Source organism: Microbacterium alkaliflavum (genome assembly GCF_044325405.1).
Classification (GTDB): Bacteria; Actinomycetota; Actinomycetes; order Actinomycetales; family Microbacteriaceae; genus Microbacterium; species Microbacterium alkaliflavum.
Window position 1 is genome coordinate 652011 of record NZ_JBIQWL010000002.1, and the last position, 26245, is coordinate 678255.

Here is a 26245-nt window from a genome sequence, read left to right on the forward strand (position 1 = left end):
CTGATTCTCCGGCGGGTCACTGGGCTTCGGCGGGAGCGACGTCGTCGGCCGAGACCGTGTCGACGAGCTCGGGAGTGAACGTGGCGCCGTCGGCGACGAGCTTCACCTGGTACATGTCCTGGAGAAGCGCGTGGTCGCTCGCGCGGACCGTCGTCTTGCCCTTCGGACCGTCGAACTCGAAGCCCTCGAGCGCCTTGATCATGGCCGCGACGTCGCCCTTGCCCTCCTTGATGGCGTGCACGATCATGATGGCCGCGTTGAAGCCGTCGGGGCTGAACAGGTCGGGCGTGCCTCCGGCATCCTCGATCGCGGCGACCATGGCGTCGTTGACGTCGTTGTCGGGAGCGCCCGGGAAGTAGTGGTTGAGGAAGCTGATCTTCTCGGATGCCTCGCCGTAGGCGCCGAAGGTCGCCGAGTCGCCGAGTCCCGTCACGACGGGGATCGCATCGAGCACGCCCTGCTGGCTCATGGCCTGCCACATCGCGCCCGAGGTCGCGCCGGCCCACGCCACGAAGACGAGGTCGGGGTTCCCGGCGAGCACCTGCTGCGCGAACGGGGTGAACTCGGTCGCGTCCTCGGGCACCAGCACGGAGTTCACCGTCGCGCCCTTTGCGCCCAGGATCGCCTTGACCGCGGCCTCGTTGCCCGTGCCGAACGCCGTGTTCTGCGCGAGGACCGTGATCGTCTTGCCCTCCAGATCGTCGAGGAAGGTGCCCGCGGTCGCGACGTCCTGCGCGCTCTGGCGACCCGAGCGGAACGTGTACTCGTTGATGCCCGTGATGGCGTCGGCTGCCGCGGGGCCGGAGATGTAGAGGATCTTGTTCTGCGCGGCCTGCTCGGCGACCGCGAGCGCGACGCCGGACGACGCCGTGCCGGCGATGATGTTCACGCCCGAGCCGATGAGCTCCTTGACGGCTGTCACGGCCTTGTCGGGATCGCCGGCGTCGTCGCGGTTCTCGACGGTGATCGTGGTGCCGTCGATCTCGCCCGATCCGTCGGTCGCGTAGTCGAGGCCCGCCGTGAAGGCATCCAGATACTGCTTCCCGTAGCCTGCGAGCGGACCGGTCTCGCTCGTGACGATGCCCACCGTCACCTCGGCGGGGCCGGCGTCGTCGGTCGAGGCGGGCTCGCCGCCCGCGGTGGTCGGCGCGCACGCCGCCAGGACGAGGGCGGCCGTGGCGACCACGGAGCCCAGGAGCAACTTCTTCGTAACCCGCATGTGCGTGCCTTTCACCGTTGGAAGGTTCTGCTGTTGGTGCTACCTGAAGGGTGATTCAGGTTCCTGCAAATGTAGGAAACGGAACCGGCTTTCGTCAAGTCGGCTCGATCGATACCCTCGGTATATATCTTTGGTATGCTTTTCCGGTGACGCACGACCACGACCACGACATCGAGACGCTCATCGTCGCGGCGCACGCCCTGACCCGGGTGGCGGCGCTCGAGACCCGCAACGAGACGCCTTCCGCCCAGTGGCGGACCGTCACGATCCTGCGCGATCGCGGCCCGCTGCGCGTCGGCGAGCTGGCGAGCCTCAGCCGAGTGACACAGCCCGGCATGACGCGGCTCGTCGGCCAGATGGCCGAGCAGGGGCTGGTCGAGCGATCGACGGATGCCTCCGACTCGCGCGTGACGATCGTGTCGGTCACTCCCCTCGGTCTCGAGGCGCTCGACACGTGGCTCGTCCAGCTGACCGCCGCACTCGCGCCGCACTTCGAAGACCTCACCGATGATGAATGGAGCGCTGTGCGCACGACCGCCGCCGTCCTGTCCCGCAAGATCGCCGCCGTGGAGGTCGCCCGATGAGCGCCTCCACCGGCTCTGCCGTCTGGCGGCAGCCCGGCCAGGTCTGGGCCGTCGCCTTCGCGTGCGTCGTCGCGTTCATGGGCATCGGCCTGGTCGACCCGATCCTCCCGGCGATCGCGGACTCGCTTGAGGCGAGCCCCGTGCAGACCGAGCTGCTGTTCACGAGCTACCTGCTCGTCACGGGCCTCGCGATGCTCGTCACGAGTTGGATCTCGAGCCGCATCGGCGCGAAGGCCACCCTCCTGACCGGCCTCGGCCTCATCGTGGTCTTCGCGCTCCTGTGCGCGCTGAGCGGCAGCGTCGACGCCATCATCGCGTTCCGCGCCGGCTGGGGCCTGGGCAACGCCCTGTTCATCTCGACGGCGCTCGCGACGATCGTCGGCGCCGCGACCGGCGGCAGCGGTGCCGCGATCATCCTCTACGAGGCCGCGCTCGGCCTCGGCATCGCGATCGGTCCGCTCCTGGGCGGGATCCTGGGCGAGGTCAGCTGGCGCGGCCCGTTCTTCGGCGTCGTGACGCTCATGGCGATCGCGTTCGTCGCCGTGCTCGTGCTCCTGCGCGGACCCTTCGAGAAGCGCGCCCCGGTGCCGCTCTCGGCACCGTTCAAGGCGCTGCGCCACCCGGCGCTCGCGATCCTCGCGATCGCCGCCCTCTTCTACAACATCGGCTTCTTCGTGCTGCTCGCCTTCTCGCCCTTCCCGCTCGGGTTCGGCGCCATGGGCATCGGCCTGACCTTCTTCGGCTGGGGCGTCGCTCTCGCCATCACGAGCGTGTGGGTCGCGCCGCTCCTGCTGCGCCGGCTCACGCGCACGGCGGTCATGCTCATCGTGCTGCCGCTCCTCGCGCTGGATCTGCTCGTGGCCGCCGTCTTCGTCACGATTCCCACCGCGCTCGTGATCAGCATCATCGTCGGCGGCCTGCTTCTCGGCGTCATGAACACCGTGCTCACCGAGTCGGTCATGGAGGCGACCGACCACCCCCGCGCCGTGGCGTCGTCGGCGTACTCCGCCGTGCGCTTCCTCGGCGGCGCCGCCGCTCCCCCGATCGCGGCGCTCCTGTGGCACGCCTTCGGCCCGTCGGTTCCGTACGTGTTCGCCGCCCTGTCGGTGCTCATCGCGACGGCGACCCTGGCGATCGGCCGTCGGCGCCTGCGCCACATCGACGCGATCGAGGCGGACATCGCCGATGAGGCCGCGTCCGTGCTGGTCGGCGACGCCGCCTGACAGCCGCTGAGACCCGCTTGACCCGAGGAGGGCTCCCGCCGTTTCGCGGGGGCCCTCCTCGCCCTTTCGCTCACCCGTCCCTGATCTCGGCTGGATGTGACGACACGCCGACACCGCGCCGGGTTCCAGCACTTCAGCCCCACCGAGCCGAGCCGCGGGACGCCCTCGACGGCGTATCGTCCGCGTGGGGGGGTCGGATGACTGACCCCGGAAGCAGAAAAGGGCCCCGCTCACGCGGGGCCCTTTCCGATCTGTGCACCCCCTGGGACTCGAACCCAGAACCCACTGATTAAGAGTCAGTTGCTCTGCCGATTGAGCTAGAGGTGCATCCGTTCGCACGGGGCGAACCGAGGGACCACGTTACCTCACGATGCGGCTACATGGAAATCGAGGCATGCGCGGGCGATTATCCTTGAGTCGTGCCCACCCCCCACGACCTCCCGCGCTTCGACGCGCCCTTCGACGGGGACCTCCAGGCCGATCTCGATCTCGCGCTCCGGCTCGCCGACGCCGCAGACGCCGCGTCGATGGCGCGCTTCGACGCGCCCGACCTCGACGTGCGCACGAAGACCGACGCGAGCCCCGTGACCGAGGCCGACCTCGCCACCGAGCGTGCCATCCGCGGCATGCTCGAGACGGAGCGGCCCGGCGACGGGGTCTTCGGCGAGGAGTTCGGCGTCACGGGCGATTCGGTCCGCCAGTGGATCATCGACCCGATCGACGGCACCGCGAACTACCTCAAGGGCATCCCCATGTGGGCGACGCTCATCGCGCTGAGCGTCGACGGCGTGCCGCGCGTCGGCGTCGTGAGCCAACCCGCGATCGGGCGACGCTGGTGGGGAGCATCCGGCCTCGGCGCCTGGACCAACACGACCGACGGCGGTACCCGCCGCATCAGCGCGAGCCGCATCGACGCCGTGAGCGACGCCAGCGTGAGCTTCCAGAGCATCGCGCAGTGGCGCGGCGCCGGCCGGCTCGACGCGCTCGAGCGCCTCACGAGCGCCGTCTGGCGCGACCGCGGCTATGGCGACGCGTGGCCGTACATGCTCCTCGCCGAGGGGCGTCTCGAACTCGTCGCCGAATTCGACGTCAAGGAGTACGACATCGCGGCGCATGTGCCGATCGTGCTCGAAGCCGGCGGCCGGTTCACGTCGTTCGACGGCTCCGACTCGATCTCGGCCCGCTCGTCGCTCGCGACGAACGGCGTGCTCCATCAGGACTTCCTCGACCTCCTGCATCCCCCCGCCCCCACGGAGACCTCTCGATGACCCGACTCCTCCCGCGGTACGTCGCGATCGCCACGATCGCCGCGACCGCGCTGTTGGCGAGCGCCTGCTCGTCACCCGCACCCGAGCCGACGACCGCCCCGACGAAGACCGCCGAGGTGAAGCCGAGCGTCGCACCGGAGGCCACGCCCACCGCGACCGCCGACGCCGGTGCCGATCCGACGTGCGAGACGATCATCTCGTCGACGACGGTCGCCGACTTCGAGTCGCTCGGCTGGACCTCGCTGAGCGACCCGTTCTCGGTCGGCGGCGTCGATCTCGACGGAGGCGTCCAGTGCATCTGGGGCGACTTCTCCACCGCGAGCGACCACGTGCAGATCTTCGGCTGGGCACCCATCACCGACGCAGAGGCCAAGAAGGCGCAGGACGCGCTCGAGGGCGAGGGATGGCGCGTCGAGGAGTCGGCGGACGGCGTGTACGTCACCGAGAGCGCTGACACCGTCCAGACGCCCGACGACCAGGGCTACGGTCTGACGTACCTCTTCGGCGAGGGCTGGGTGAAGTACGCCGACACGAAGCAGGGGATCATCCTGATCGAGTGGCCGCAGAGCTGACGCGTCAGCGGCGGAACTGCCGCCAGAGCGTGTCGGCGAGCCACGACCGGTAGGCCTCCATCGTCCAGCCGCTCTGCAGCACGAGCTGCTGGTGGCTTTCCGGCGACCACAGGAACGACAGGGCGTCCGCGGATGCCTCGGCCTCCGCGTCGCCCGAGACGATTCCGCGATCCCGCAGCAGCGCAATGACCCTGCCGTAGTCGTCGCGGCGCCGAGCCAGCAGCCCGTCGAGGGCGATCGCGATCTCCGGATCGGCGTTCGCGGCGCTGAGCAGCTCGGTCCACAGCACGCTCGTGCGCGCGTTCGCGTCGGCGATGAAACGGGCGACGGAGGCCACGAACTCCGCGTCACCGGCAATGGCGGTCAGCTCGCGGCCGGTCTGACTCTCGGCGATCGGCGCCTCACCTTCCGCGCCCGCGAAGGCGTGCTCGAAGGCTCGAAGCAGCAGGTCGCGCTTGGGTCCGTTCGCCTTCACCGTCTCGGGCGACACCCCGGCACGCTCGGCGATGTCGACGAGCGACGTGCCGCTGTAGCCGCGTTCCGCGAAGCAGAGGGCGGATGCCTCGAGCACGCGCTGCCGGGTCGCCGCGGCCTGTTCGCTGCGCAGCGCCGAACGATAGGCGCGAGTGGAAGTGGCCGTCATCCGTGTCCCCTTATTGACTAACCTCATGAGGTAGTGAATACTCCAACGGTAGCTCCAATCGTAGACCACGCTCCGATCCGCTCGAGGTGCCGCCCATGACTTCCGTCCTCATCCTGTCCACGCCCGTCCGCGGGCACGTCGCACCCCTGCTCGCGGTCGCGACCGCGCTCGTCGCCGCGGGCGATCGCGTCCGCTTCATGACGGGTGCGCGCTACCGCGACGACGTCGTCGCGGTAGCGCGCACCCGTCCTGAAGCGGACGCGACCGCCCGCGGCGACGAGCGCGGTCGCGACCGCGCTCGTCGCCGCGGGCGATCGCGTCCGCTTCATGACGGGTACGCGCTACCGCGACGACGTCGTCGCGACGGGCGCCGAGTATCTGCCGCTCCCGGCCGACGCCGATTTCGACGATCGTGACGTCGACCGCGCGTTCCCGGGACGAGTCGGGCTCACCGGGCCGCGCGGCATCCGCTACGACATGATCGAGATCTTCCTGCGGCCGGCTCCCGTGCAGCTCCGCGCGGTGCGGAGGGCCCTCGTCGCCGAGCCGACCCACGCGATCCTCACCGAGCCCATGTTCGCCGCGGCCGCGTTGCTGACCGCTCTGCCGCGATCCGAGCGCCCGCTCGTCGTGGCGCTCGGGATCATCCCGCTCGGTCTGAAGCATCCCGATGTCGCTCCGTTCGGGCTCGGCATCCCGCCCATGCCCGGCCCTCTCGGGCGACTGCGCAACGCGCTCCTCACGATCACGGCGGAGAAGGGTGTCTTCGGGCCCGTGCAGAAGTTCGCCGACGATCTCGCGAAGCAGGAGGTCGGTCGTCCGCTGCCGCGCTTCTTCCTGGACTGGGCCGCCGGCGCCGACGCCCTCGTGCAGTTCACGGTGCCGGAGTTCGAGTATGCGCGGCCCGGACTGCCCGACACCGTGACGTTCGCGGGTCCCGTCACCCGCGCGGTCGCCTCGACGACGCCCCTGCCGGACTGGTGGGACGACCTGTCCCGTGACGCGCCCGTCGTGCACGTGACGCAGGGCACGGTCGCCAACTCGGAGTGGAATCTCATCGAGCCCACCGTCCGTGCGCTCGCCGACGAGCCGGTGCTCGTCGTCGTGAGCACCGGCGGCCGCCCAGTCGACACACTTCCCCGCGATCTGCCCGCGAACGTCCGGGCCGCGAGCTTCCTGCCGTACGACCGCCTCCTCCCCCTCACCGACGTCTACGTGACCAACGGCGGCTACGGCGGCGTGCACTTCGCGCTCGAGCACGGGGTGCCGATCGTCGTGGCAGGGCGCACGGAGGACAAGACCGAGGTGAGCGCGCGGATCGCCTGGAGCGGCGTGGGCGTCGACCTGCGCACCGACGAGCCGACCCCCGCCCAGGTCAGGACGGCGGTGCGCCGGGTGCTCGCCGACCCGGGCTTCGCCGAGCGTTCCGCGGCGATCGGCGAGGCGATCCGCCGGTCGCCGGGGCCCGCAGCCGTCCACGACGTCATCGCGCGGGCTCTCGACGCCGCCCCGCTGTCCGGTTCGTGATCCCCGCGGTGCCCGCTTCGCGCGCGGCAGGTTAGCCTGGAGGGGACGCCGCGCCGCGGCATCCCCTTCTCCCCTCCCGACGGACAGGACCACGCTTGTCGCGCTCGACCAGCCTCGATGCGCCCGGCTGGCGTACCTGGACGGTCTGGACGATCGGCGTCCTCGCGTATGTCGTCGCGATCATCAACCGCACGTCGTTGTCGTCTGTCGGCGTGGATGCCGCAGTCCGGTTCGATGCGGATGCCTCGACCCTGTCGATGTTCGCCGTCATCCAGCTCGCCGTCTACGGCGGCATGCAGATCCCCGTGGGGATCCTCCTCGATCGCTTCGGCGCGAGGCCGATCATCGCGATCGGCATGGTGCTCATGGCGATCGGACAGGGTGTCATGGCCTTCGCCGACGTCGTGAGCATCGGCATCGTCGCGCGCGTGCTCATCGGCGCGGGCGACGCGGCCGTCTTCCCGAGCGTGCTGCGGGTCATCGCGACATGGTTCCCGCAGCAGCGGGCGCCTCTGCTCGTGCAGCTGACGGGAATCATCGGCCAGTTCGGGCAGATCCTCGCCGTCGTTCCGCTCGCGGCGCTCCTCCACGCGACGTCGTGGACCGTCGCCTTCGGGAGCCTCGCCGGACTCGCCGTGCTCTTCGCGATCCTGACGTTCGCGATCATCCGCAATCGCCCACCCGAACGCGAATCCGATCCGGTCGATGTCTCGGTCAACACCGACACGGGCGCCATCAAGATCGTGCGCTCGTCCGCCGATCTGCGCGAGGGCTTCCGCGAGTCCTGGGGACACCCGGCGACACGGCTGGGCTTCTGGTCGCACTTCACGACCCCGTTCGCCGGCACGGCGTTCATGCTGCTGTGGGGCTTCCCGTTCCTGACGGCCGGAGAGGGCCTCAGCCCCGCCACGGCCTCCTTCGTCATGACGGCGTTCGTCGTGTTCGGCATCGTGCTCGGCCCGGTCATCGGAGCGCTCTCGAGCAGGCATCCGACCAGGCGCTCGCGCTGGCTCGTGCTGCCGACGGTCGTCTTCCAGGCCGTCATGTGGATCGTCGTGATCCTCTGGCCGACCGCCGCGCCAGTGTGGCTGCTGCTCATCCTGATGTTCGCCCTCGCAACCGGGGGGCCGGCCTCGATGATCGCCTTCGACCATGCGAGGACCTTCAACCCGAGCCACCGGCTCAGCACGGCGACGGGGATCGTGAACGGCGGCGGATTCATCGCCGCGCTCATCGCGATCCTCTTCATCGGCATCGCCCTCGACCTGCAGGGCGCCGGAACGCCGGCGACCTATTCGCTCGACGCGTTCCGCATGGCCTTCCTGACGCAGATCCCGCTCTGGCTCGCCGGTTCGATCGCGATCATCGTCGAGCGCAGCCGCACCGTGCGCCACATCGGCGGCGTGCACAACTTCCCGCAGGGCCCCGGCCGCGACGACGAGTAGCCGTCTGCGCCGGCCTCAGTTCGCCGGCTGGACCACCAATCCCGTCCCTCCGCCCCGGCGCACAGGTTCGGCGACCGCTGTCATCAGCCCATCGGGCGACACCTCGATCGCGGCCACGGCGCCGATCTCGGCCATGTCGCTGAACCGATACCCGAACGGCGTGAGCAGCGCCTCGTACGCGGAGCGGAACGCGGGCTCGGCGACCACGGTCGCCGTGTTGCGCTGCGAGGCACGCGGTGCCGCGACGGCCTGAGGCAGGGTCATCCCGAGATCGATGCGGTTGATGAGCACTTGCGCCACGGTCGTGATGATCGTCGAGCCGCCCGGCGACCCGACGACGTAGCGCACGGCGCCGTCGTCGAGCACGATCGTCGGCGACATCGACGAACGGGGACGCTTGCCCGGAGCGGGCAGGTTCGGATCGGTCGGACTCGTGGGCGCGAAGTTGAAGTCGGTGAGCTCGTTGTTGAGCAGGAACCCGCGGCCGGGAACCGTCATGCCCGACCCGCCGGTCTGCTCGATCGTGAGCGTGTAGGCGACGGCGTTGCCCCACCGGTCGACGACGGACAGGTGAGTCGTCGAGATGTTCTCGGTGTCGGGCGCCGCCGCGGCGGCGGCGGCCTGACATCCGGCGGCGTCGAGCGGGGCGGGAGCCACGGGCTTCACCGAGGCGACGGCAGGGTCGATGACGCAGGCGCGCGCGTCCGCGAACTCCTGGCTGAGCAGCGTCTGCGTAGGCACGTCGACGTATGCCGGGTCGCCGACGTAGGCGCCGCGGTCGGCGAACGCGTGGGCCGTCGCCTCGAGGTACAGGTGGAGGCTCTCGGGCATGTTCGTCGCCGACAGGTCGAAGTCCTCGAGGATGTTCAGGGACTCTCCCACCGTCGTGCCGCCCGATGACGAGGGCGCCATGCCGTACACGTCGAGGCCGTGATAGTCGATGCGCGTCGGGGCCTGCTCGCGCACCGAGTAGTGCGCGATGTCGTCCGCCGTCATCGAGCCCGCATAGACCGGCAGTGGGGCGTCCGCGGTCGTCTGGGGATGCTGGACGATCGACGCGATCTCGTCGGCGATGGCCCCCTCGTAGAAGGCGTCGGTGCCGCGGAGGGAGATCTCGCGCAGCGTCTGGGCGAGATCCGGGTTCTTGAAGGTGGATCCCACCGCCGGCGGAGCGCCGTTCGGCAGGAACAGCGCAGCCGTGGCGGGGAACTGCGCGAATCGCTGCTGGTTGTCGGCCGTCTGCTGCGCGAACGTCTGGTCGACGCGGAAGCCGCGCGTGGCCACGAGGATCGCGGGCTTGAGCATGTCCTTCAGGGAGCGCGTGCCGAACCGGTCGAGCGCCGTCTCCCAGGTCGCGAGGGTGCCGGGCACCCCCACCGACAGTCCCGAGGAGACCGCATCGGCGAAGGCGTACGGCTTCCCCGTGGCGGGGTCGATGAACGACGTCGCCGTCATGCCGGCGGGCGCCGTCTCGCGGCCGTCGATCGTCGACACGGTGCCGGTGGCGGCGTCGAAGTAGACGAAGTACCCGCCCCCGCCGATGCCGGCACTGTACGGCTCGGTGACGCCGAGCGCGGCCGCCGTCGCGACAGCTGCGTCGGCCGCGTTCCCGCCCTTGCGGAGCACCTCGAGCCCCGCGGCGCTCGCCTCCGCATCGACGGATGCCACGGCACCGCCGTACCCCGTCGAGGTCGAGGGCGCCGGCGGCGCAGGTCGTCCCGCCGCGACTGAGACCTGGGACGCCGATGCCGGGGCCGCGACCGCGGCGAGAGCGAGACCTGCGCTGAGCAGGACGCCGGCAGCGGCGCGTGCGGAACGATGCGTGACGGTGACCATGAGGACCCCCCATTCGGATGGGTGGCGAGGGTCGATGGCTTCACGCTAGCCGGGAACCTGTGAGGCGGCAATGGTTCGCCTATGCGCTGCGATGTGGTGGCCGCGAACGCTCGTGGCTCGCCCCGGCTAGGCTCGATCGCTATGGCAATCGGAGCGACCATCCACACGTTCGCGGTGCAGCTGGCCGACGTCGACCGCGGAGTGTATGAGGATCTGACGCTGCGCGTGGCGCGGCATCCCTCCGAGACCGATGCCTTCATGCTCACCCGCGTGCTCGCCTACTGCCTCGAGTACGAGGACGGCATCGCGTTCAGCGAGGGCGTCTCGGCGACCGACGAGCCCGCGGTCTACGCGCGCGATCTGACGGGGGCGCTCACCGCCTGGATCGAGGTGGGTGCTCCGGATGCCGCGCGCCTGCACTCGGGGAGCCTTCAGGCCGCGCGGGTCGCCGTATACACGCATCGGGATCCCGCGAAGGTCGCAGCGGCGTGGGCGGGCAAGAAGATCCATCGGGCCGGCGAGGTGCGCCTCTACAGCTTCGACCCCGGGTTCATCGACGCCGCGATCGCGGGCCTCGAGCGCCGCAGCACGATGACGGTCTCGGTCATCGAGCGTCGCCTGTACCTCGAGCTGAACGGCGCGACGTACGAGTCGGACGTGCACGAGCAGAGCGCCGCCTGAGCGATAGCGTCGGACCGTGGGCGATGCTCGCCCGGCGAGGAGTGATGCGATGGAGCAGTTCGACACGATCGTCGTCGGGGCGGGCGTCTCGGGGCTCAGCGCGGCTCGCCTCCTGACGCGGGCGGGTCAGCGCGTCGTCGTGCTCGAGGCTCGCGATCGCGTGGGCGGCCGCGTGTGGACCGTCCGGCACGAGGGCCACGTGACCGATCTCGGGGCATCCTGGATCCACGGCGTCACGGACAGCCCGGTCGCCGCCGCCGCTGAGACGTTCGGCATGCCGACCGTCGAGTTCACCGTGGGCGGCTATCAGCCCGACAGCCGACCGATCGCCTATTACGGTCCCGACGGACGGCGGCTGTCGGATGCCGCGACCCAGGCGTTCGTCGATGACATCCACGCCGTGGATCAAGCGTTGTCCGGGGTCGTCGCCGAGTCGGATCCGGATGCCTCTTACCGCGACGTCACGGAGGCAGCGCTGGCTCTCCAGGGCTGGAGCGAGGAACGCGCCCAGCGCGTGCGGGAGTATCTCGAGCACCGCTCGGAGGAGCAGTACGGGGCGTGGATCGAAGACCTCGCCGCGCACGGCCTCGACGACGATTCGATCGAGGGAGACGAGGTCGTGTTCCCCGACGGCTACGACCGCCTGCCGGCGCGCCTCGCCGAGGGGCTCGACGTCCGCCTCACGCACGAGGTGTCACGCGTCGCCTGGTCGACGGACGGCGTGGTGGTCACAGCGGATCGCGGAGCCTTCTCCGCGGCCTCCGCCATCCTGACGGTGCCGGTCGGAGTGCTGCAGTCCGCGGAGTTCGTCATCGATCCCCCACTGCCCGAGCCGGTGAGCAGCGCGCTCGGTCGCCTGCGGATGAACGCGTTCGAGAAGGTGGTGCTCCGGTTCCCGACGAAGTTCTGGGACGACGGCGTCTACGCCATCCGCCAGCAGGGGCCCGAGGGCCGGTGGTGGCACTCCTGGTACGACCTCACCGCCCTCCATGGCGAGCCCACGCTGCTCACGTTCGCCGCCGGCCCGGCAGCCGTCGCGACGCGCGACTGGGACGAGAAGCGGATCGCCGAGTCGGTGGTCGCACAGCTGCGACGCCTCTACCCGAACCGCGTCGAAGCCCCCAGTCACGTCCTGGTGTCGGATTGGCAGGACGACCCGTACTCGCACGGGTCCTACGCCTACATGACCGTCGGCTCGACGACGGACGATCACGACGACCTCGCGACGCCGATCGGCGGAGTGCTCCACCTCGCCGGCGAAGCGACCTGGACCGACGACCCGGCGACCGTCCCGGCCGCCATGTACTCGGGCCATCGCGCCGCGGAGAACGTCCTCGGGCATGCGGTGCCGATCAACGGGCTGTGGGCGGACTGAGTCGGCGTGGACGAGAAGAGCCCGCCTTCCGCACGGTTGCGCGGGAGACGGGCTCTCATCGGTGACAACGGCTGGTGGAGATGGGGGGAATCGAACCCCCGTCCATCGCTGAGTAACGGCGGTTTCTCCGGGCGCAGTCTGTATGAGCGTTCTGCTCGGCCCCGACCTTTGTCACAGACACCTAAGTCGACAGGCCCAGCCTGAAAAGAGTCCCGCGTGACGCTCAGGCGTCGTCACGCAGCAAGATCCCTAGATGACGCCAAGGACCGTGACGGGATCAGTCACGGATTGACGGAGTCGGGCTCGCTGCTTAGGCAGCGAGGGCGAACTCGGACTGCTTGTGTTCGGCAGTTATTGGTTTGCAGGGGGCGTTCACGAGATAACCCTGCATCCTCGGCCCGCTTCACGCAGATTCGCAGGCGATGTCGAAACCGATCATCCCCGTGTCCTCGAATCGAGGTGGTGCTTCGTTCGAAGCGGCCGTTGTCACGCTGTGGAGTTTCCAAATCGGGAGCGTTCGCACCCGAGCACATCAGAATACAACGGATCGACGACAAGACGCATTCCCGGGGTGCCTGGTATGCCGCCGCTAGCCTGAGGCGATGGGCAGACGTGGGTGGGGCATCCTGATCGGCGCGGTCGTCATCGTCATCGTGGTCGGCGTCGCTGCCGCGGTGCTGCTCGATGGGCGCGGAGAGGCCGCCGGTGAAGCGACGTCCACGCCGACGGAATCCGTTGTCTCTCCGACGCTCTCCGCGACGCCCTCCCCGACGCCGACGCCGTCGCTGACGTCCGGCGAGGCGCCTGCGGACGTTTCGTGCCAGAGCATCTCCAGGACGGCGGTCCAGCAGATGATGACGGAGAACGGCTGGGTCTCCTGGGAGACCCAGAGCGAACAGATCGGCGCGCGCCCGTTCGACCGCTTCCCCGGGGGCGCACCCGCAGGCCACATCGTCTGCCGATGGGGCGAGTCGCCCGACCTCGCGACCGACAACATCATCGATCTCGCCTGGTCGCCGATCGAGCCCGATGCCGCGACCGCCGCCCAGCAGCTGCTCGTCACCGAGGGCTACCAGAGCATCGACGCACCCGAGGGCCTCTATCTCGCGATGACGGGCGCGGGAACATTCGCCGACGACGAAGGCTGGGGCGAGACCTATCTCTTCACGGCCGACGACGTGCGGTGGGCCATGACGAAGGCCGACGTCGCGTACGTGAAGGCTCCCGACGAAGACGGCTGAACTTCGGCTCGGCCGCGTACGATGCCCCTCATGAGCGATGTCGTCATCACGGTCCGCGGTGAGCATGAGGCGCGCGTCGCCCCCGAGGAGGGGGTCGTGCGACTTTCGGTGCGGGCAGAGGGTCCCGAGCGGGGCGGTGTCGTCGAGCGCATCTCCGCCCTCGCCGAGCCGCTGCGCACCGACCTCGGCACCCGTAAGCAGCAGGGTGGCGTGCGGGAGTGGTCGAGCCAGCGAGTCGCCGTCTGGGCCAACCGGCCATGGAGCTCCGACGGCAAGCAGCTGGCCCTCGTGCACTACGCCTCGGTCGAGTTCTCGGCGGTGTTCACCGACTTCGCAGGCCTCTCGTGGTGGATCACGGAGGTCGCCGAGCGAGACGGCGTGCAGGTCGACGGCATCGATTGGCAGCTCACGCGCGCGACCGCGAAGCAGGCGGAGGCAGACGTCGCCGCCGAGGCGGTGCGCGTCGCCGTGGACCGGGCGACGGCCTACGCGCGCGCGATCGGTCTCGGAGCGGTGAGCCCCCTCGAGATCGCGGATGTGGGGCTGCTCTCCCGGGACGAGCCGATGCCGGCACCGATGCCGCGGATGATGAAGGCATCGTTCGCCGCTGACGCCGGGGGCGGCCCGGGCGTCGAGCTGCAGCCCGAGGACATCATCGTTTCGGCGGCGGTCGAGGCCCGGTTCTCCGCGAGGTGATTCGCATATTTTTTCGATTTTCCTCTTGATCCGATCTGACTTTTCGTGCGATAATGCGTAGAGAGATTCGAAGGAGCAAGAGCTGATCGAGTGATCGCTGACACAGGGCAGAGGAAGAGTGCGGACGCCCGCACGGACCGGATCTCGGACCACCTCCCCGTCCCTGAGTCGAGCGACCCCGATGTCTTCCATCCCCGAACCGCATCCCGACCCCGCGCATGTGCGCGCGCGTGACGAGGCGGCGACTTCCGAGCTCGTTTCGGCGTTCCTTGCGACGAAGGCCAGCAAGGCCGCCGACGACGCTCGTGAAATCCGCACCCTCGCGGCGGCGGCGGCGCTGGTCGATGAGCAGCGGTCGCGCCTCACGTCTCGCGCGTCGCTCCAATCCGACATGCCGGCGCGCACGATGGTCGCAGAGCTCGCAGTTGCGGCCCGCGTCAGCGAACGCACCGTCCAGCGCCAACTCGACGAGGCTGCAGATCTGTGCGATCGGTTCACGCCCGTCGTCGAGGCGCTCGACGCGGCTCGCATCTCTCGTGCACACGTCGGGGTGATCCATGACGCCGGGTTCGCGATCCAGGATGACGGGGCGCGCGCCGAGTTCGTCGTCATGGCGATCGCGCAGGCTGAGACGATGACGCCAGGGCGCCTGCGGCCGATCCTGCAGGTCGTGGCCGCGCGGCTCGACACGCGCACCGTGCAGGAGCGACACGATGAGGCTCGAGCGCAGCGCATGGTGCGGCTGGTCGACCGTCGGGACGGGCTGTCCGATCTGACACTGACGGGCGAAGCCGTCCTCGTCCATGGGATCTACGATCGCGTGACGCAGGATGCCCATGCCGTGATCGCGGCCCGTCCCGCCCGTGAACCTGACGGTGGCGGCGCGGGTGGCCCGGGTGCCGCAGGTGCGGTGTCAGACGTCGGCGCAGCTCCCGACACCTTTGGAGCGTCCGACGGGGCTGCGTCGTCGGACGCCGGTCCAGCCCTCAGCCGCGGTGCGGGGGCTGACGCACCCGCCGCCGCGGACACGGCTGATGACTCGTGCGCCGATGACGTCATGCGTGACGACCGGACGATGGATCAGCTGAGGGCTGACATCGTCACCGATCTGCTCCTGACCGGCACGCCGCAGTCGTGTGCCGCCGGCGAAGGGATCGAGACGATCCGCGCCACGGTGCAGATCACGATCCCCGTGCTCACGGCCGTCGGCGCGAGCGACGAACCCGCCGTGCTGGCCGGATTCGGGCCGATCGACCCTGACACCGCGCGTCGCCTCGCTGCGGGAGCAACGGGGTGGGAGCGCGTCATGACCTCCCCCGCCACCGGCGAGGTGCTCGCCGTCGATCGCTATCGATGCACCGCCGACATGAAGCGGTTCCTCTGGGCGCGCGACGAGCGCTGTCGCTTCCCGGGATGCCGGCAGCCGGTGTGGCGATGCGACCTCGATCACACGGTCGACGCCGCGCACGGCGGACCCACGAGCTGCCGAAATCTGGCGCATCTGTGCAAGCGGCACCACATCCTGAAGCACAACAGTCATTGGACCGTCCGCCAGCTCGAGGCAGGGGTGCTCGAGTGGACCAGCCCGACCGGCCGGGTGTACACCGACGTTCCCGATCCGATCGTTCGGTTCATGCCGGAGCCTGCTCGGCGACGAATGGACTTCCGTGATCCGTCTACCTGGGTCGATGTGGACGAAGGCGATCCACCGGGCTTCTGACGTCAGTTCGGCGAGCCCGCCGTCTCAGGCCGCGGAAGCTCCATCCGCTCAGCGCAGGTCGATGACAGCCCGCAACATCCCCGGCTAGTCGCCGAGACGGTTGCGGGTGCGCATCGCGCGCTCCGCTTCGCGCTTGTCCTCGCGCTCGCGGATCGTCTGACGCTTCTCGAACTCGCGCTTGCCCTTCGCAACGGCGATCTCGACCTTCGCGCGGCCGTCCGAGAAGTAGAGCCGCAGCGGGATGAGCGTGTAGCCGCCGGCCGAGATGGCATGGGAGAGCTTGACGATCTCCTCCTTGTGCAGCAGCAGCTTGCGCGTGCGCTTGGCGGAGTGGTTCGTCCAATGCCCCTGCGAGTACTCCGGGATGTTGACCGCGTCGAGGAAGGCCTCTCCCCCGTCGATGTACGCGTAGCCGTCCGACAGGTTGGCGCGACCCTCACGCAGCGACTTCACCTCGGTGCCCGTCAGCACGAGGCCGGCCTCGTACGTCTTCTCGATGGCGTACTCGTGGCGCGCGCGACGGTTGGTCGCGATGATCTTCTCACCGCGTTCCCTGGGCATGACAGAACTCCTTGAACCTGGACGGCCCGCCAGTCTATCTCAGGCGCGGAGCCACCGGCGGATCGCGAAGCCCGCCGACACCGCCGCGAGCCCGACGCCGATGAGGATCAGGATCGGCACGACCGTCCACGCGTCGTCGAGCCCGACCCAGGTCGTGACGAAGTCGACGCGGTTGCGCAGATACTCGTTCACCCCGAAATGCACGCCGAGGAGCACCGCACCACTCGCGAGGATCGACCCGAGGAGCGCCGCGAAGACACCCTCGAGGATGAACGGCGTCTGGATGAACCCATTGGATGCCCCGACCAGGCGCATGATGCCGAGCTCACGTCGGCGGGCGAAGGCCGACAGCCGGATCGTCGTCGCGATGAGGAGCACCGCCGCGATGAGCATGAGCGCAGCGATGCCGACGGCGATGTAGGTCGCGACGGTGAGCGCTGAGAACAGGGGCTCGAGGTACTGCAGCTGGTCCTTGACCTCTTCGACGCCCTGCATGCCCCGGAACGCCTCGATGATGACGTCGGACTGCGTCTGGTCGACGAGGTTGACGCGGAAGGTCTGGTTCACCTGCTCGGGCGTGACGACGCTCGCGGCCTCCTCGCCCACGAGGTCGAGGAGCTCCTGATAGGCCTGATCATGGTCGACGAATTGATACGTGCGGATCAGCGGCGCGAGCGCGTCGCCCTCGAGCTTCGACTTCACCTCGTCGATCTGCTCCTGTGTGGCCGCGCCGCCGGTGCACTCCGCGGTCTGCGACACCGACGTGCACATGTAGATCGCGACCTGCGCGCGATCCACCCAGAAGTCGCGCATCGTGCCGATCTGCATCTGCATGAGAATGGCGGCTCCGACGAACGTGAGCGATACGAACGTCACGAGCACGACCGAGATGACCATCGAGACGTTGCGGCGGAGGCCTGTCATCGCCTCGCCGAGCACGAGTCCGAGCCTCACGACGTGGGCCCCACTTCGTCTTCGCCCTCCGTCGCGCTGTGGCCCAGCCCGAGGCGATCCGCGAGCCCGAGCTCGGCGACGTCGAGCTCGATCTCTTCGGCGATCGGGATGGGGGCCGTGCGCGGACGCGCGACATCGTCGGCTGCGACGCCGTCGTTCGCCTGGGCGAGCGCCTCGGCCGACTCCTCGATGGCGGCCTCCACCGCCTCGGCGACATCGGGCGGCGTATCGGCGTCGGTCGCGCGTTCGGCAGACGCCGCCGCGGCCGCGACGGCGGCGTCGACCGACTCTGAGTCGACGGTGCCGGTCTCGACGATCTCGCGGTGCAGCTCGAGCACGGCAGTGAGCGCCGCGACGGCCGCCGCGCCCTTCTCGGGCTCGGGAGCGAGGCTCGGAAGGCCCGACGTGTCGCCGTAGCCGCCGTGCCGCTCGTCGCGCACCATCTCGCCATTGGAGAGCTCGATGACCCGGCGCTGCATCTGATCGACGAACCCGGCCTCGTGCGTCGCCATCACGACGGTCGTGCCGCCCGCGTTGATCCGCGCGAGCAGCTGCATGATGTCGACGGAGGTCGCGGGGTCGAGGTTGCCCGTCGGCTCGTCGGCGAGCAGCACTTGCGGACGGTTCACCAGAGCGCGCGCGATCGCGACTCGCTGCTGCTCGCCGCCCGAGAGCTCGTGCGGGAGCCGCTTCTCCTTGCCCTTCAGCCCGACGAGGGCCAGCACCTCGGGGACGGCCTGCTGAACGAACGCGTGCGACGACCCGATCACCTGCAGGGTGAATGCGACGTTCTGGAACACGGTCTTCGTCGGCAGCAGCCGGAAGTCCTGGAAGACGGCGCCGATGTGGCGACGGAAATACGGCACCTTGCGGCTCGGAAGCGTCTTGAGATCGCGCCCGAGCACGACGACGCGGCCGTCGGACGGTGTCTCTTCGCGCAGGATGAGTCGCAGACACGACGACTTCCCTGATCCGGACGGACCGACGAGGAAGAGGAACTCGCCGCGAGTCACCTCGAAATCGACGTTGTGCAGGGCGGGTTTCGCGGTGCCGCGAAAGCGCTTCGTGACGTTCTCGAACCGGATCATGGCTCAACGAGCCTAAGCGGAGCGGGCGGGCAGCGTCCGAGCGACACCCGACGAAGGGGATCCCTCTCGACGGGACTTTCGGCCCGAGCCGTGCGCCACGAGCGGCGTGGAATGGAGGTGATATCGGAAGGAAGGAGAGAACGATGTCCTTCGGTCAAGCGATCTCGATCGTCTTCAAGAAGTACACCGAGTTCCCAGGTCGCGCCCCACGGTCGGAGTTCTGGTGGTGGATCGTGTTCACGACCCTCGTCTCGATGCTTCTGACGAGCATCCCGACGCCGGTGTGGACCATCACCGATCAGGGCCAGCTGGCCCTCACAATGACGACAGCTCTCGCCAGCATGTGGGCCATCGCCGTGCTGCTGCCGACACTCGCGGTCACGGTACGACGCTTGCGCGATGCCGGGTACGGATGGGGCCACCTGTTCTGGGTGCTCCTGCCGATCGCTGGAGCGATCGTGCTGATCGTCCTGTGCGCGCAGCCGACGCGGCTCGCGGTTCAGGGGGTCGCGCCACAGGCCTCGTACGAGCCGACGACGAGGTGATTCCCGCACATGAGCGAGTCCCCGGCGGCGCCGGGGACGCAGCCTACTCGTCGTCCTTGCGCTTGCGCCACCGGATGCCGGCCGAGATGAAGCCGTCGAGGTCGCCGTCGAACACGACGGCGGGGTTGCCGACCTCGTAGCCCGTGCGGAGGTCCTTCACGAGCTGCTGGCCGTACAGGAAGTAGGAGCGCATCTGGTCGCCCCAGCTCGCCGTGATCACACCGGCGAGCTCCTTCTTCTTCGCGGCCTCCTCCTCGCGCTGCAGCAGCATGAGGCGCGTCTGAAGCACCCGCATGGCGGCGGCGCGGTTCTGGATCTGCGACTTCTCGTTCTGCATCGACACGACGATGCCGGTCGGAAGGTGCGTGAGGCGCACGGCGGAGTCGGTCGTGTTGACCGACTGCCCGCCGGGACCCGAGGAGCGGAAGACGTCGACGCGGATGTCGCCCTCGGGGATCTCGACCTCCTTGGCCTCCTCCATGACGGGGATGACCTCGACGGCGGCGAACGACGTCTGCCGCTTGTCGGCGGAGCCGAAGGGACTGATCCGCGCGAGACGGTGCGTGCCCGCCTCGACCGAGAGCGTGCCGTAGGCGTAGGGGGCGTCGACCTCGAACGTCGCCGACTTGATGCCGGCGCCCTCCGCATAGGAGGTGTCCATGACCTTGACGGAGTACTTGTGGCGCTCGGCCCAGCGCAGGTACATGCGCATGAGCATCTCGGCGAAGTCGGTCGCGTCGTCGCCACCGGCGCCCGAGCGGATCGTCACGACGGCGGAACGGTCGTCGTACTCGCCGTCGAGGAGCGTCTGCACCTCGAGCTCGCCGATGACGTCTTCGAGCTCGGCGATCTCGTGACGCGCTTCCTCAGCGGAGTCCTCATCGTCCATCTCGTTGGCGAGCTCCACGAGCACGTCGAGATCGTCCAGTCGCTGCTCGACATCGGTGATGCGCTTGAGCTCGGCCTGACGGTGGCTGAGGGCGCTCGTGACCTTCTGCGCCTTCTCGACGTCGTCCCACAGATCGGGGGCACCCGCCTCTTCGCTCAGTCGCGCGATCGCGGCGTTCAGGCCCTCGACGTCCACCACCGCCTTGATGTCGGCGAACGTGGAGCGCAGGGCCTGGATATCGGCGGACGGATCGAAGTCGAGCATGACAGTCCAGACTAACGTGGAAGCGATGTCCGACAGCACCGAGCCCGCCGACGCAAGGGCCGTGCTCTGGAAGTTCGGGCCGATGATCTACGGCCCGACTGTCCTGTTCGCCCTCGGCGAGGGCGCCGTCATCCCGCTCATCCCGGTCATCGCGGCCCAATTGGGAGCGGATGTCGCAACCGCCGCCCTCGTCGCGTCGGCGCTCGTCGTGGGACAGCTGTGCGGCAACATCCCCGCGGGCTGGGCCGTGGCCCGCATCGGCGAACGCCTCACGATGGCGATCGCGGGCGCCATCTCGCTCGTCGGAGTGGTCGCGCTCGCCCTGGCTCCCGTGCTCGGCGTCTTCGCGGCATCCGTGTTCCTCATCGGATTCTGCGCCGCGGCCTTCGGCCTCGCCCGCCACTCGTTCATGACGACCCGCGTGCCGCTGACGTTCCGCGCCCGCGCCCTGTCGCTTCTCGGCGGGACCTTCCGCCTCGGCATGTTCATCGGCCCGTTCATCGCGGCGGGCCTCCTCGCGGTGTTCGGTGACGAGCACGCCACGATCTGGTTCTTCGGCGGATGCCTCATCGCCTGCGTGCTCCTCGTGCTCTTCGGACCCGACCCCGAGAAGCAGCTCGCGAACCCCGCGAACGGCACCTTCGAACAGGAGGACACCGGCGAGCCCGTCTCGGGCTCGATTCCGACCGTCGAGCGGGCGGGCGTGTTCCGCACGATGTGGCGCTACCGACGAGTGCTCGCGCGACTCGGCCTCGCCGCCGCGACGCTCTCGGCCGTGCGCTCCGCACGCCAGGTCGTGCTGCCGCTGTGGGGCGTCTTGATCGGACTCGACGCGCAGACGATCGCCCTCGTCGTCGGCATCTCCGGCGCCATCGACTTCGCCCTCTTCTACGCGAGCGGCCAGGTGATGGATCGCTTCGGGCGCCTCTGGGCCGCCCTCCCGGCAATGGTCCTGATGGGCGCGGGCTTCCTCGCTCTCGCCTTCACGCACGACCTCGACTCGTCCGCCATGTGGTTCGCGATGTTCGGCGCGGTCCTCGGCGTCGGCAACGGCCTGTCCAGCGGCATCCTGCTGACCCTCGGCGCCGACGTCGCGCCCAAGACCGACCCCGCACCCTTCCTCGGGTCGTGGCGCACCCTCACCGATGCCGGCGGCGCGGCCGCGCCGCTCCTCGTGTCGGGAGTCGCCGCCCTCTCGAGTCTCGCCCTCGCGACCGGTCTGATGGGGCTCATCGGCTTCGCGGGCGCCGCGCTGTTCGCCGTCTTCGTGCCGCGGTTCGTGCCGCACACGCGCAGCCTCGGCGGCGAGACTGGCCTCGGCGACAGCGCTTAGACGAGTCCGAGCGAGACCGCGGAACGCACGATCTCGCGCCGGCTCGACACGCCGAGCTTGCCCAGCACCGCCGAGACGTGGTGGTCGGCCGTCTTCGGCGAGATGTAGAGGCGCTCGGCGAGCTCGCCGTTCGTCAGCCCCTGTGCGACGAGGCGCGCGACGTCGAGCTGCCGGTTCGTCAGCCCCGACGGGTTCGACGCGGTCGTGCGCCGTGGACGCGCGGGAAGAGGGATGCCGCGACCCGAGAGCAGCTCCCGCGCGCGAGCGGTCGTGCCGTCGACGCCGAGCTGCTCGAGGCGCGCGAGCGCGCGCAGGGCTGCGTCCGGTGCGGGATCGCCGAGGCCCGCGAGTGCCGCGTCGAACGGTGTGCCGAGGGCGAGCCAGGCATCGACGGCCTCTTGATGCCGTCCGTCGAGCTCGAGACGCTGCGGCTCGGCGACCTGCGTCGCGGCCATCGGCCGCCCGATCCTTGCGAGCCATACGAGCAGGTCGCCGATCGCCCACGCATTCCCGGGGAACGCATCGGCGCGCGCGACTTCCGTGGCGGCGTGGTCGAGCACGGGATGCCACTCCCCGGTGTGCCAGGCCCGCTCCGCGTACGCCGCGAGCACGGCCAGCAGCAGCGGCGATTCGTCGAGCTCGCGCGCATGATCCCACGCCTGCGCGAGGTGCTCGTCGATCGCGGCGGGCTCCGCACCCTGGCGCAGTCTGAGCAGTGCCGACACGACGTGCGGCCAGATGCTCGCGAGCGGCGCCCCGTGGTCGTCGAGCACCCTTGCCGCATCCTCGCCGGATGCCGTCCACCGGCCGCGGAGGAAATGCAGCCGCGCGCGCATGCCGGTCTGCCACTGGTAGCAGATCGGGATCTCCCGCTCGATCGTGAGCGGGATCGCCTCGGCGAGCACAGCCTCCGCCTCGGCGAGACGGCGGTGCTCGATGTCGAGCGCGGACAGGTTCGAATAGGCCGTCGTGCCGATCTCGTCGAGCGAGACCTGGATCGCGGCGGACGCCTGCAGGAGCAGCAGGGCGCGACTCGCCGTCCTCCCCTCGACGAGCTGGGCGGCGGCCTCCGTGATGGCGAGGCGCCGGCGCGCGGCATCCGTCTCCTCCTCGGTCGTCGCCTCTGCGAGCTCGCGCGCCCGGGCCGCGATCTCGCGTGCCGTCGTGAGATCCTGCCGGCGGTACGCGAGATAGGCGCGCGTGGCCTGAGCCGAGGCGGAGGCGGCGGCGCCTCCACCGGCCTGCGCGGCGAGATCCGCCTGCTCCTCGGCGGCGCGGCGCCTCGCCGAGTAGTACTCGATGATGGCGCGCCGATCGTGCGCGGCTGCGATTCCATCGGCGTCGCCGAGGCGCTCGCGGATCGCCAGCGCCGCGCGCGCCGATCCCCGTGCCTCCGCGAGCCGGCTCACCATGTACTGCTCCGTGCTGAGCCGCTCGAGGAGCTGCGCGCGCTCCGCGGTGTCTCCGGGCAGGTGCGCGAGCGCGAGCCCGAGGAATGCGACCGCCTCGGAGTGCGAGCCCGTGCGCGTCGCCTCGCCGGCGGCGAGCCGCGCGTGCCGGAGGATGCGCGCCGCGTCGCCGGCCGCCACGGCATGATGCGTCAGCACGGCCTGGTCGGCCGAGCCGATCGCCGCGAGAGCATCCAGAAGGCGTTCGTGGAGAACCCGGTCGAGACCCGTGGGCGTCCCGTCGACGATCGCCCGCCGAGCCAGCTCGTGGCGGAATCCGATCCCGCGACGAGTGCGCACGAGCAGCCCCGTCGCCTCGAGCCTGCGCAGCGTCGGCACATCGATGCGCAGCAGGGGCAGGAGCCGGTCGTCGAGGGCGTCGGGGGCCGCGGCGATGAGCTGGAGGACGTCGAGCTCGCCGTCGGTCAGGCCGAAGGTGCTGGCGAGCACGGCATCGCGCACGGTCGCCGGCAGCTCCTCATCGGGATGCCGCGCGATCTCGGTGACGAAGAACGGGTTGCCGCCGGTCAGATCGTGCACGCGCACGGGGTCGGGCCCCGCGTCGCCCAGGATCTCCCGCACCGCGCCGCGCGAGAGGGGCTGCAGCGCGAGCCTGCGGGAATGCTCGGTGCGCGACACCTCGCCGAGCAGGGGCAGCAGCGCATGGCCGAACCCGATGCCGCCGTCGCGATAGCTGAGGACCAGCAGCACGGGAAGCCGGTCGATGCGCCGGATGAGGAACCGCAGGATCTCCGACGACGCGGCGTCGATCCACTGCGCGTCCTCGATCACGAGCACCGTGGGCTGCCCCGAGACGCGTTCGAGGAACGTGCGTTCGAGCTCGGCGCCGTCGACATCGCGAATGCCGAGAAGCTGGAGGATGTCGCGCACGGGGCCGAGCGGGCGGGGTGTGCCGAGGGGGTCGCAGAGGCCGCGCAGCACCCGGATGCCCGCAGCGGGTGCGGCCACCGCGTCGTCACCGCCGAGCACGGCGGCGAGGAGCGCGGTCTTGCCCGAGCCCGCGTCGCCGGTGACCGTGACGACACGGCCGGCGTCGGACAGGCTTCCGAGCTCCGCGCGGAGCGCCTCCGCCTCGAGCTCGCGCTCGAACAGCCCCATGGGAGCATGGTATGCGCCATGGGGCTGTTCCGAGCGGGCGAGCAGGGTGGTGGGCACCCTCAGTGCACCAGCCGTCCCGCGGCGACGGCGAGGGAGTCGCGCTCGAGGCGGAGCGCGTCGCGCATCCGCTCGTTCTCGCGGTGCAGCAGGAGCGCCTCGTGGCTCATCGGCCGGCGGGGGCTCCGCAGGGCGTGCACGCGCTCCCCGAGCACTCGCCCCAGCTCGCCGAGCGCCCTGCCGAGGCCCGTGAGGAAGTGCTCGGCCTGCGCTCCGGGCGAAGCGAACGTGGGAGGCGGCAGGACCGTCATCAGGCTGCCTTCGCCGCCGTCTGGGGGCCGAACTCCGCGACGACCTCGGCGACGAGGTTGGCCGGGAAGCCGCCTCGGCGAGCGTGCTCGCGCACCGTCTCCGGGCTGTCGGTGCGGTGGACGCAGTAGAGCTTGTCGCCCGCGACGTAGGTCGTGACCCACGTGTATGGGATGCCGAGCGAGGCGACCGCCGCGTTGGAGGTCTTCGCGATCTCGACGAGCTCGGCGTGGCTGAGCTTCGATGCGCCGGGAACTTCGCGTTCGATGAGGAAGGTGTCCATGTGGGATCCGTTCTGTCGGGCCGGTGTTCACCGGCGTGGATCCATGGTCGTTCCGGGGCCCTTCGCGCCACATCGGGAGCACCTCCCCATATTCGGTCGGCGCCGACCTCCCTATCGAGGCGGGATCAGCGCAGCGCCGTGCGGCTCGTCGCGGTCGCCTGCAGGCCAAGGCCGTCGGGGACGAACATCGTGAGGACGGGTGGATGCCACGTCCCCGCGACCGTCACGCGCGCCGACACGCCGTCGGGCGTGCTCGCTGAGACGAGCGCGGCCGCTCCGGCGACCTGCTCGAGGACGGCCGCGGCCTGGTCGTGCACGCCCGCGTCCGTCAGCTCGGCCCGCGCCTCGTCGCCGACCACCGAGAGGGTGAACCCGTCCGCGCCCGCCAGGGCCGCGGCATCCGCCAGTCCGTCGAGCCGCTTCTGAGCGAGATAGAGGCTCGTCGCGTCGACGCAGACGAGGATCGCGACGAGCGCGAGCACGGCGTAGCCCAGCGTGAGGATCAGCACGCTGCCCTCGTCGTCCTGTCGCGTTCCAAGCCGCTGGCGCAGCGCTCTCCTCATTCGGCACTCCAGAAGCGCGAGACCTTCTGCAGCGAGGTCGCCTCGACGGGGATGCTCGCGAGCCGGTCGAGCCCCAGCACCGGCGGCACGAGCGGCAGCGGGATGCGGGTGCGCAGCGTCACGACGAGCATCGCCCCCGGCGCTGGGCAGCCGCTTCCCGTCGGGCGGCAGGTCAGAGACAGGTTGACGGATGCCGCATCCATCCCGTACTCGGTGACGACCGACTCGAGCACGAGATCGGCGCGGGTCCGGGCATCCGACTCGTCAGCGGCCGTGGAGATGACCCGCGCGATGTGCCGCGCGCCGGCCTCCGCCCCGAGCGCCTGGCTCTGGATCAGCCCCAGCGCCACGACGAGGTACACGAGCGGCACGAGCAGCAGCATCCCGACCAGGATGAACTCGAGCGCCGCGGAGCCACGCTCCGGATCGTCGGCGAGCGACTCAGTCGAGCGATTCGAGCGGCGCATCCGCCGACACCTCCATGAGCCCGGGCACGCCGAGCAGCCCGACGAGCGGGAACGGCGCGCGCACCGTGACCTCGACGGCCGCATGGCCGAGCGCGGACGTCTCGCGAACGGCGACGTCTGCCGCGTACTCGGCGCCGACCGTCCGCTCCACGATGCGGGCGGTGCGGGCCGCGCCCTCGGCGAGCGAGGTGTCGGCGAGCGCCGCGTAGAACGCCCCCTCGACGGCGGCGTCGTGCACGACGTTGCGCACGTACAGGGCGAGTCCGAGCTGCAGCACGCCGAGCGTGAGCAGCGTGAGGAGGGTGCCCACGAGCACGAACTCGACGGGGCTCGCGCCGCCCTCGTCGCCGAGCGCGGCGCGGAGCCGCTCCCGAAGACGGACGGCGCGGGGCATG

Annotated in this window: 26 protein-coding genes, 1 tRNA gene and 1 other RNA gene; 13 read left to right on the plus strand and 15 right to left on the minus strand. The window is 70.1% G+C overall.

The window, feature by feature from the left end; translation table 11 throughout:
- Positions 1 to 16: 16 nt before the first annotated feature.
- Positions 17 to 1219 (minus strand): substrate-binding domain-containing protein, encoded by a 1203-nt coding sequence (locus tag ACH3VR_RS08005; protein WP_396640225.1) that lies wholly within the window; start codon positions 1217 to 1219, stop codon positions 17 to 19.
- A gap of 146 nt (positions 1220 to 1365) precedes the next feature.
- On the opposite strand from ACH3VR_RS08005, the gene ACH3VR_RS08010 reads away from it, so the two are divergent.
- Both ACH3VR_RS08010 and ACH3VR_RS08015 read left to right on the plus strand, forming a co-directional pair.
- Positions 1366 to 1803, plus strand: coding sequence for a MarR family winged helix-turn-helix transcriptional regulator (locus ACH3VR_RS08010; RefSeq protein ID WP_396640226.1), 438 nt, complete (start codon positions 1366 to 1368; stop codon positions 1801 to 1803).
- Entirely contained in the window at positions 1800 to 3026 is a 1227-nt protein-coding gene (locus tag ACH3VR_RS08015; RefSeq protein ID WP_396640227.1) for an MFS transporter, read from the plus strand. The genes ACH3VR_RS08010 and ACH3VR_RS08015 overlap by 4 nt, the downstream gene beginning before the upstream one ends.
- Before the next feature lie 254 nt (positions 3027 to 3280).
- Here the strand turns inward: ACH3VR_RS08015 and ACH3VR_RS08020 are convergent.
- Positions 3281 to 3353, minus strand: a tRNA-Lys gene (locus ACH3VR_RS08020).
- A 92-nt stretch (positions 3354 to 3445) separates the two neighbouring features.
- On the opposite strand from ACH3VR_RS08020, the gene ACH3VR_RS08025 reads away from it, so the two are divergent.
- Both ACH3VR_RS08025 and ACH3VR_RS08030 read left to right on the plus strand, forming a co-directional pair.
- Complete coding sequence (locus tag ACH3VR_RS08025; RefSeq protein WP_396640228.1) at positions 3446 to 4294, plus strand: inositol monophosphatase family protein; 849 nt, start codon at positions 3446 to 3448, stop codon at positions 4292 to 4294.
- A complete protein-coding gene (locus ACH3VR_RS08030) occupies positions 4291 to 4866 on the plus strand; it encodes a hypothetical protein (RefSeq protein ID WP_396640229.1) in 576 nt (191 codons plus the stop codon). The genes ACH3VR_RS08025 and ACH3VR_RS08030 overlap by 4 nt, the downstream gene beginning before the upstream one ends.
- Before the next feature lie 4 nt (positions 4867 to 4870).
- Here the strand turns inward: ACH3VR_RS08030 and ACH3VR_RS08035 are convergent, their stop codons facing one another.
- Positions 4871 to 5509, minus strand: coding sequence for a TetR/AcrR family transcriptional regulator (locus ACH3VR_RS08035; protein ID WP_396640230.1), 639 nt, complete (start codon positions 5507 to 5509; stop codon positions 4871 to 4873).
- 327 nt (positions 5510 to 5836) lie between these two features.
- Between ACH3VR_RS08035 and ACH3VR_RS08040 the strand changes: the two genes are divergently transcribed.
- Complete coding sequence (locus ACH3VR_RS08040) at positions 5837 to 7036, plus strand: glycosyltransferase (RefSeq protein ID WP_396640231.1); 1200 nt, start codon at positions 5837 to 5839, stop codon at positions 7034 to 7036.
- Positions 7037 to 7131: 95 nt separating this feature from the next.
- Entirely contained in the window at positions 7132 to 8481 is a 1350-nt protein-coding gene (locus ACH3VR_RS08045) for an MFS transporter (protein WP_396640232.1), read from the plus strand.
- A gap of 15 nt (positions 8482 to 8496) precedes the next feature.
- On the opposite strand, the gene ggt is transcribed toward ACH3VR_RS08045, so the two are convergent.
- The gene (ggt, locus tag ACH3VR_RS08050; RefSeq protein WP_396640233.1) at positions 8497 to 10317 is read right to left on the minus strand and encodes a gamma-glutamyltransferase; all 1821 of its coding nucleotides are present in this window, start codon (positions 10315 to 10317) and stop codon (positions 8497 to 8499) included.
- Positions 10318 to 10458: 141 nt separating this feature from the next.
- Here ggt and ACH3VR_RS08055 point away from each other — a divergent pair, with 141 nt between their 5' ends.
- Both ACH3VR_RS08055 and ACH3VR_RS08060 read left to right on the plus strand, forming a co-directional pair.
- On the plus strand, positions 10459 to 10998 hold the full coding sequence (locus ACH3VR_RS08055; RefSeq protein ID WP_396640234.1) for a YaeQ family protein: 540 nt from the start codon (positions 10459 to 10461) through the stop codon (positions 10996 to 10998).
- 49 nt (positions 10999 to 11047) lie between these two features.
- The gene (locus ACH3VR_RS08060; RefSeq protein WP_396640235.1) at positions 11048 to 12373 is read left to right on the plus strand and encodes a flavin monoamine oxidase family protein; all 1326 of its coding nucleotides are present in this window, start codon (positions 11048 to 11050) and stop codon (positions 12371 to 12373) included.
- A gap of 72 nt (positions 12374 to 12445) precedes the next feature.
- Here ACH3VR_RS08060 and ssrA read toward each other — a convergent pair.
- Positions 12446 to 12816, minus strand: a transfer-messenger RNA (tmRNA) gene (gene ssrA / locus ACH3VR_RS08065).
- A 159-nt stretch (positions 12817 to 12975) separates the two neighbouring features.
- Between ssrA and ACH3VR_RS08070 the strand changes: the two genes are divergently transcribed.
- From ACH3VR_RS08070 to ACH3VR_RS08080, 3 genes are all read left to right on the plus strand, one after another.
- The gene (locus tag ACH3VR_RS08070; protein WP_396640236.1) at positions 12976 to 13614 is read left to right on the plus strand and encodes a hypothetical protein; all 639 of its coding nucleotides are present in this window, start codon (positions 12976 to 12978) and stop codon (positions 13612 to 13614) included.
- Positions 13615 to 13644: 30 nt separating this feature from the next.
- Positions 13645 to 14310 (plus strand): SIMPL domain-containing protein, encoded by a 666-nt coding sequence (locus tag ACH3VR_RS08075; RefSeq protein ID WP_396640237.1) that lies wholly within the window; start codon positions 13645 to 13647, stop codon positions 14308 to 14310.
- A gap of 181 nt (positions 14311 to 14491) precedes the next feature.
- Positions 14492 to 16030 (plus strand): HNH endonuclease signature motif containing protein, encoded by a 1539-nt coding sequence (locus ACH3VR_RS08080; RefSeq protein ID WP_396640238.1) that lies wholly within the window; start codon positions 14492 to 14494, stop codon positions 16028 to 16030.
- An 84-nt stretch (positions 16031 to 16114) separates the two neighbouring features.
- Here the strand turns inward: ACH3VR_RS08080 and smpB are convergent, their stop codons facing one another.
- Genes smpB through ftsE form a run of 3 tightly spaced genes read right to left on the minus strand, consistent with a single transcriptional unit; the run spans position 16115 to position 18633 of the window.
- Positions 16115 to 16591 carry an SsrA-binding protein SmpB gene (smpB, locus tag ACH3VR_RS08085; protein ID WP_396640239.1) on the minus strand — a complete coding sequence of 159 codons (477 nt, stop codon included), beginning with the start codon at positions 16589 to 16591 and terminating at the stop codon, positions 16115 to 16117.
- A 39-nt stretch (positions 16592 to 16630) separates the two neighbouring features.
- Positions 16631 to 17545, minus strand: a complete 915-nt coding sequence (ftsX, locus tag ACH3VR_RS08090) for a permease-like cell division protein FtsX (protein WP_396640240.1) — start codon at positions 17543 to 17545, stop codon at positions 16631 to 16633.
- The gene (gene ftsE, locus ACH3VR_RS08095) at positions 17542 to 18633 is read right to left on the minus strand and encodes a cell division ATP-binding protein FtsE (RefSeq protein ID WP_396640241.1); all 1092 of its coding nucleotides are present in this window, start codon (positions 18631 to 18633) and stop codon (positions 17542 to 17544) included. Before ftsE ends, ftsX begins: the two co-directional genes overlap by 4 nt.
- A gap of 143 nt (positions 18634 to 18776) precedes the next feature.
- Between ftsE and ACH3VR_RS08100 the strand changes: the two genes are divergently transcribed.
- A complete protein-coding gene (locus ACH3VR_RS08100) occupies positions 18777 to 19178 on the plus strand; it encodes a DUF805 domain-containing protein (RefSeq protein WP_396640242.1) in 402 nt (133 codons plus the stop codon).
- Between the two features lie 43 nt (positions 19179 to 19221).
- On the opposite strand, the gene prfB is transcribed toward ACH3VR_RS08100, so the two are convergent.
- Complete coding sequence (prfB, locus tag ACH3VR_RS08105; protein ID WP_396640243.1) at positions 19222 to 20331, minus strand: peptide chain release factor 2; 1110 nt, start codon at positions 20329 to 20331, stop codon at positions 19222 to 19224.
- 25 nt (positions 20332 to 20356) lie between these two features.
- Between prfB and ACH3VR_RS08110 the strand changes: the two genes are divergently transcribed.
- On the plus strand, positions 20357 to 21664 hold the full coding sequence (locus ACH3VR_RS08110) for an MFS transporter (protein ID WP_396640244.1): 1308 nt from the start codon (positions 20357 to 20359) through the stop codon (positions 21662 to 21664).
- Here ACH3VR_RS08110 and ACH3VR_RS08115 read toward each other — a convergent pair.
- From ACH3VR_RS08115 to ACH3VR_RS08140, 6 genes are all read right to left on the minus strand, one after another.
- Positions 21661 to 24231, minus strand: coding sequence for a helix-turn-helix transcriptional regulator (locus ACH3VR_RS08115; RefSeq protein WP_396640245.1), 2571 nt, complete (start codon positions 24229 to 24231; stop codon positions 21661 to 21663). The two genes, ACH3VR_RS08110 and ACH3VR_RS08115, sit on opposite strands and share 4 nt — an antisense overlap.
- 59 nt (positions 24232 to 24290) lie before the next feature.
- A complete protein-coding gene (locus tag ACH3VR_RS08120) occupies positions 24291 to 24539 on the minus strand; it encodes a hypothetical protein (RefSeq protein WP_396640246.1) in 249 nt (82 codons plus the stop codon).
- On the minus strand, positions 24539 to 24820 hold the full coding sequence (locus tag ACH3VR_RS08125; RefSeq protein ID WP_396640247.1) for a DUF4242 domain-containing protein: 282 nt from the start codon (positions 24818 to 24820) through the stop codon (positions 24539 to 24541). The genes ACH3VR_RS08120 and ACH3VR_RS08125 overlap by 1 nt, the downstream gene beginning before the upstream one ends.
- 125 nt (positions 24821 to 24945) lie before the next feature.
- Positions 24946 to 25383, minus strand: coding sequence for a pilus assembly protein TadG-related protein (locus ACH3VR_RS08130; RefSeq protein ID WP_396640248.1), 438 nt, complete (start codon positions 25381 to 25383; stop codon positions 24946 to 24948).
- The gene (locus ACH3VR_RS08135) at positions 25380 to 25850 is read right to left on the minus strand and encodes a TadE family protein (protein WP_396640249.1); all 471 of its coding nucleotides are present in this window, start codon (positions 25848 to 25850) and stop codon (positions 25380 to 25382) included. The genes ACH3VR_RS08130 and ACH3VR_RS08135 overlap by 4 nt, the downstream gene beginning before the upstream one ends.
- Complete coding sequence (locus ACH3VR_RS08140; protein ID WP_396640250.1) at positions 25825 to 26244, minus strand: TadE/TadG family type IV pilus assembly protein; 420 nt, start codon at positions 26242 to 26244, stop codon at positions 25825 to 25827. Before ACH3VR_RS08140 ends, ACH3VR_RS08135 begins: the two co-directional genes overlap by 26 nt.
- Between the last annotated feature and the right edge of the window lies 1 nt (position 26245).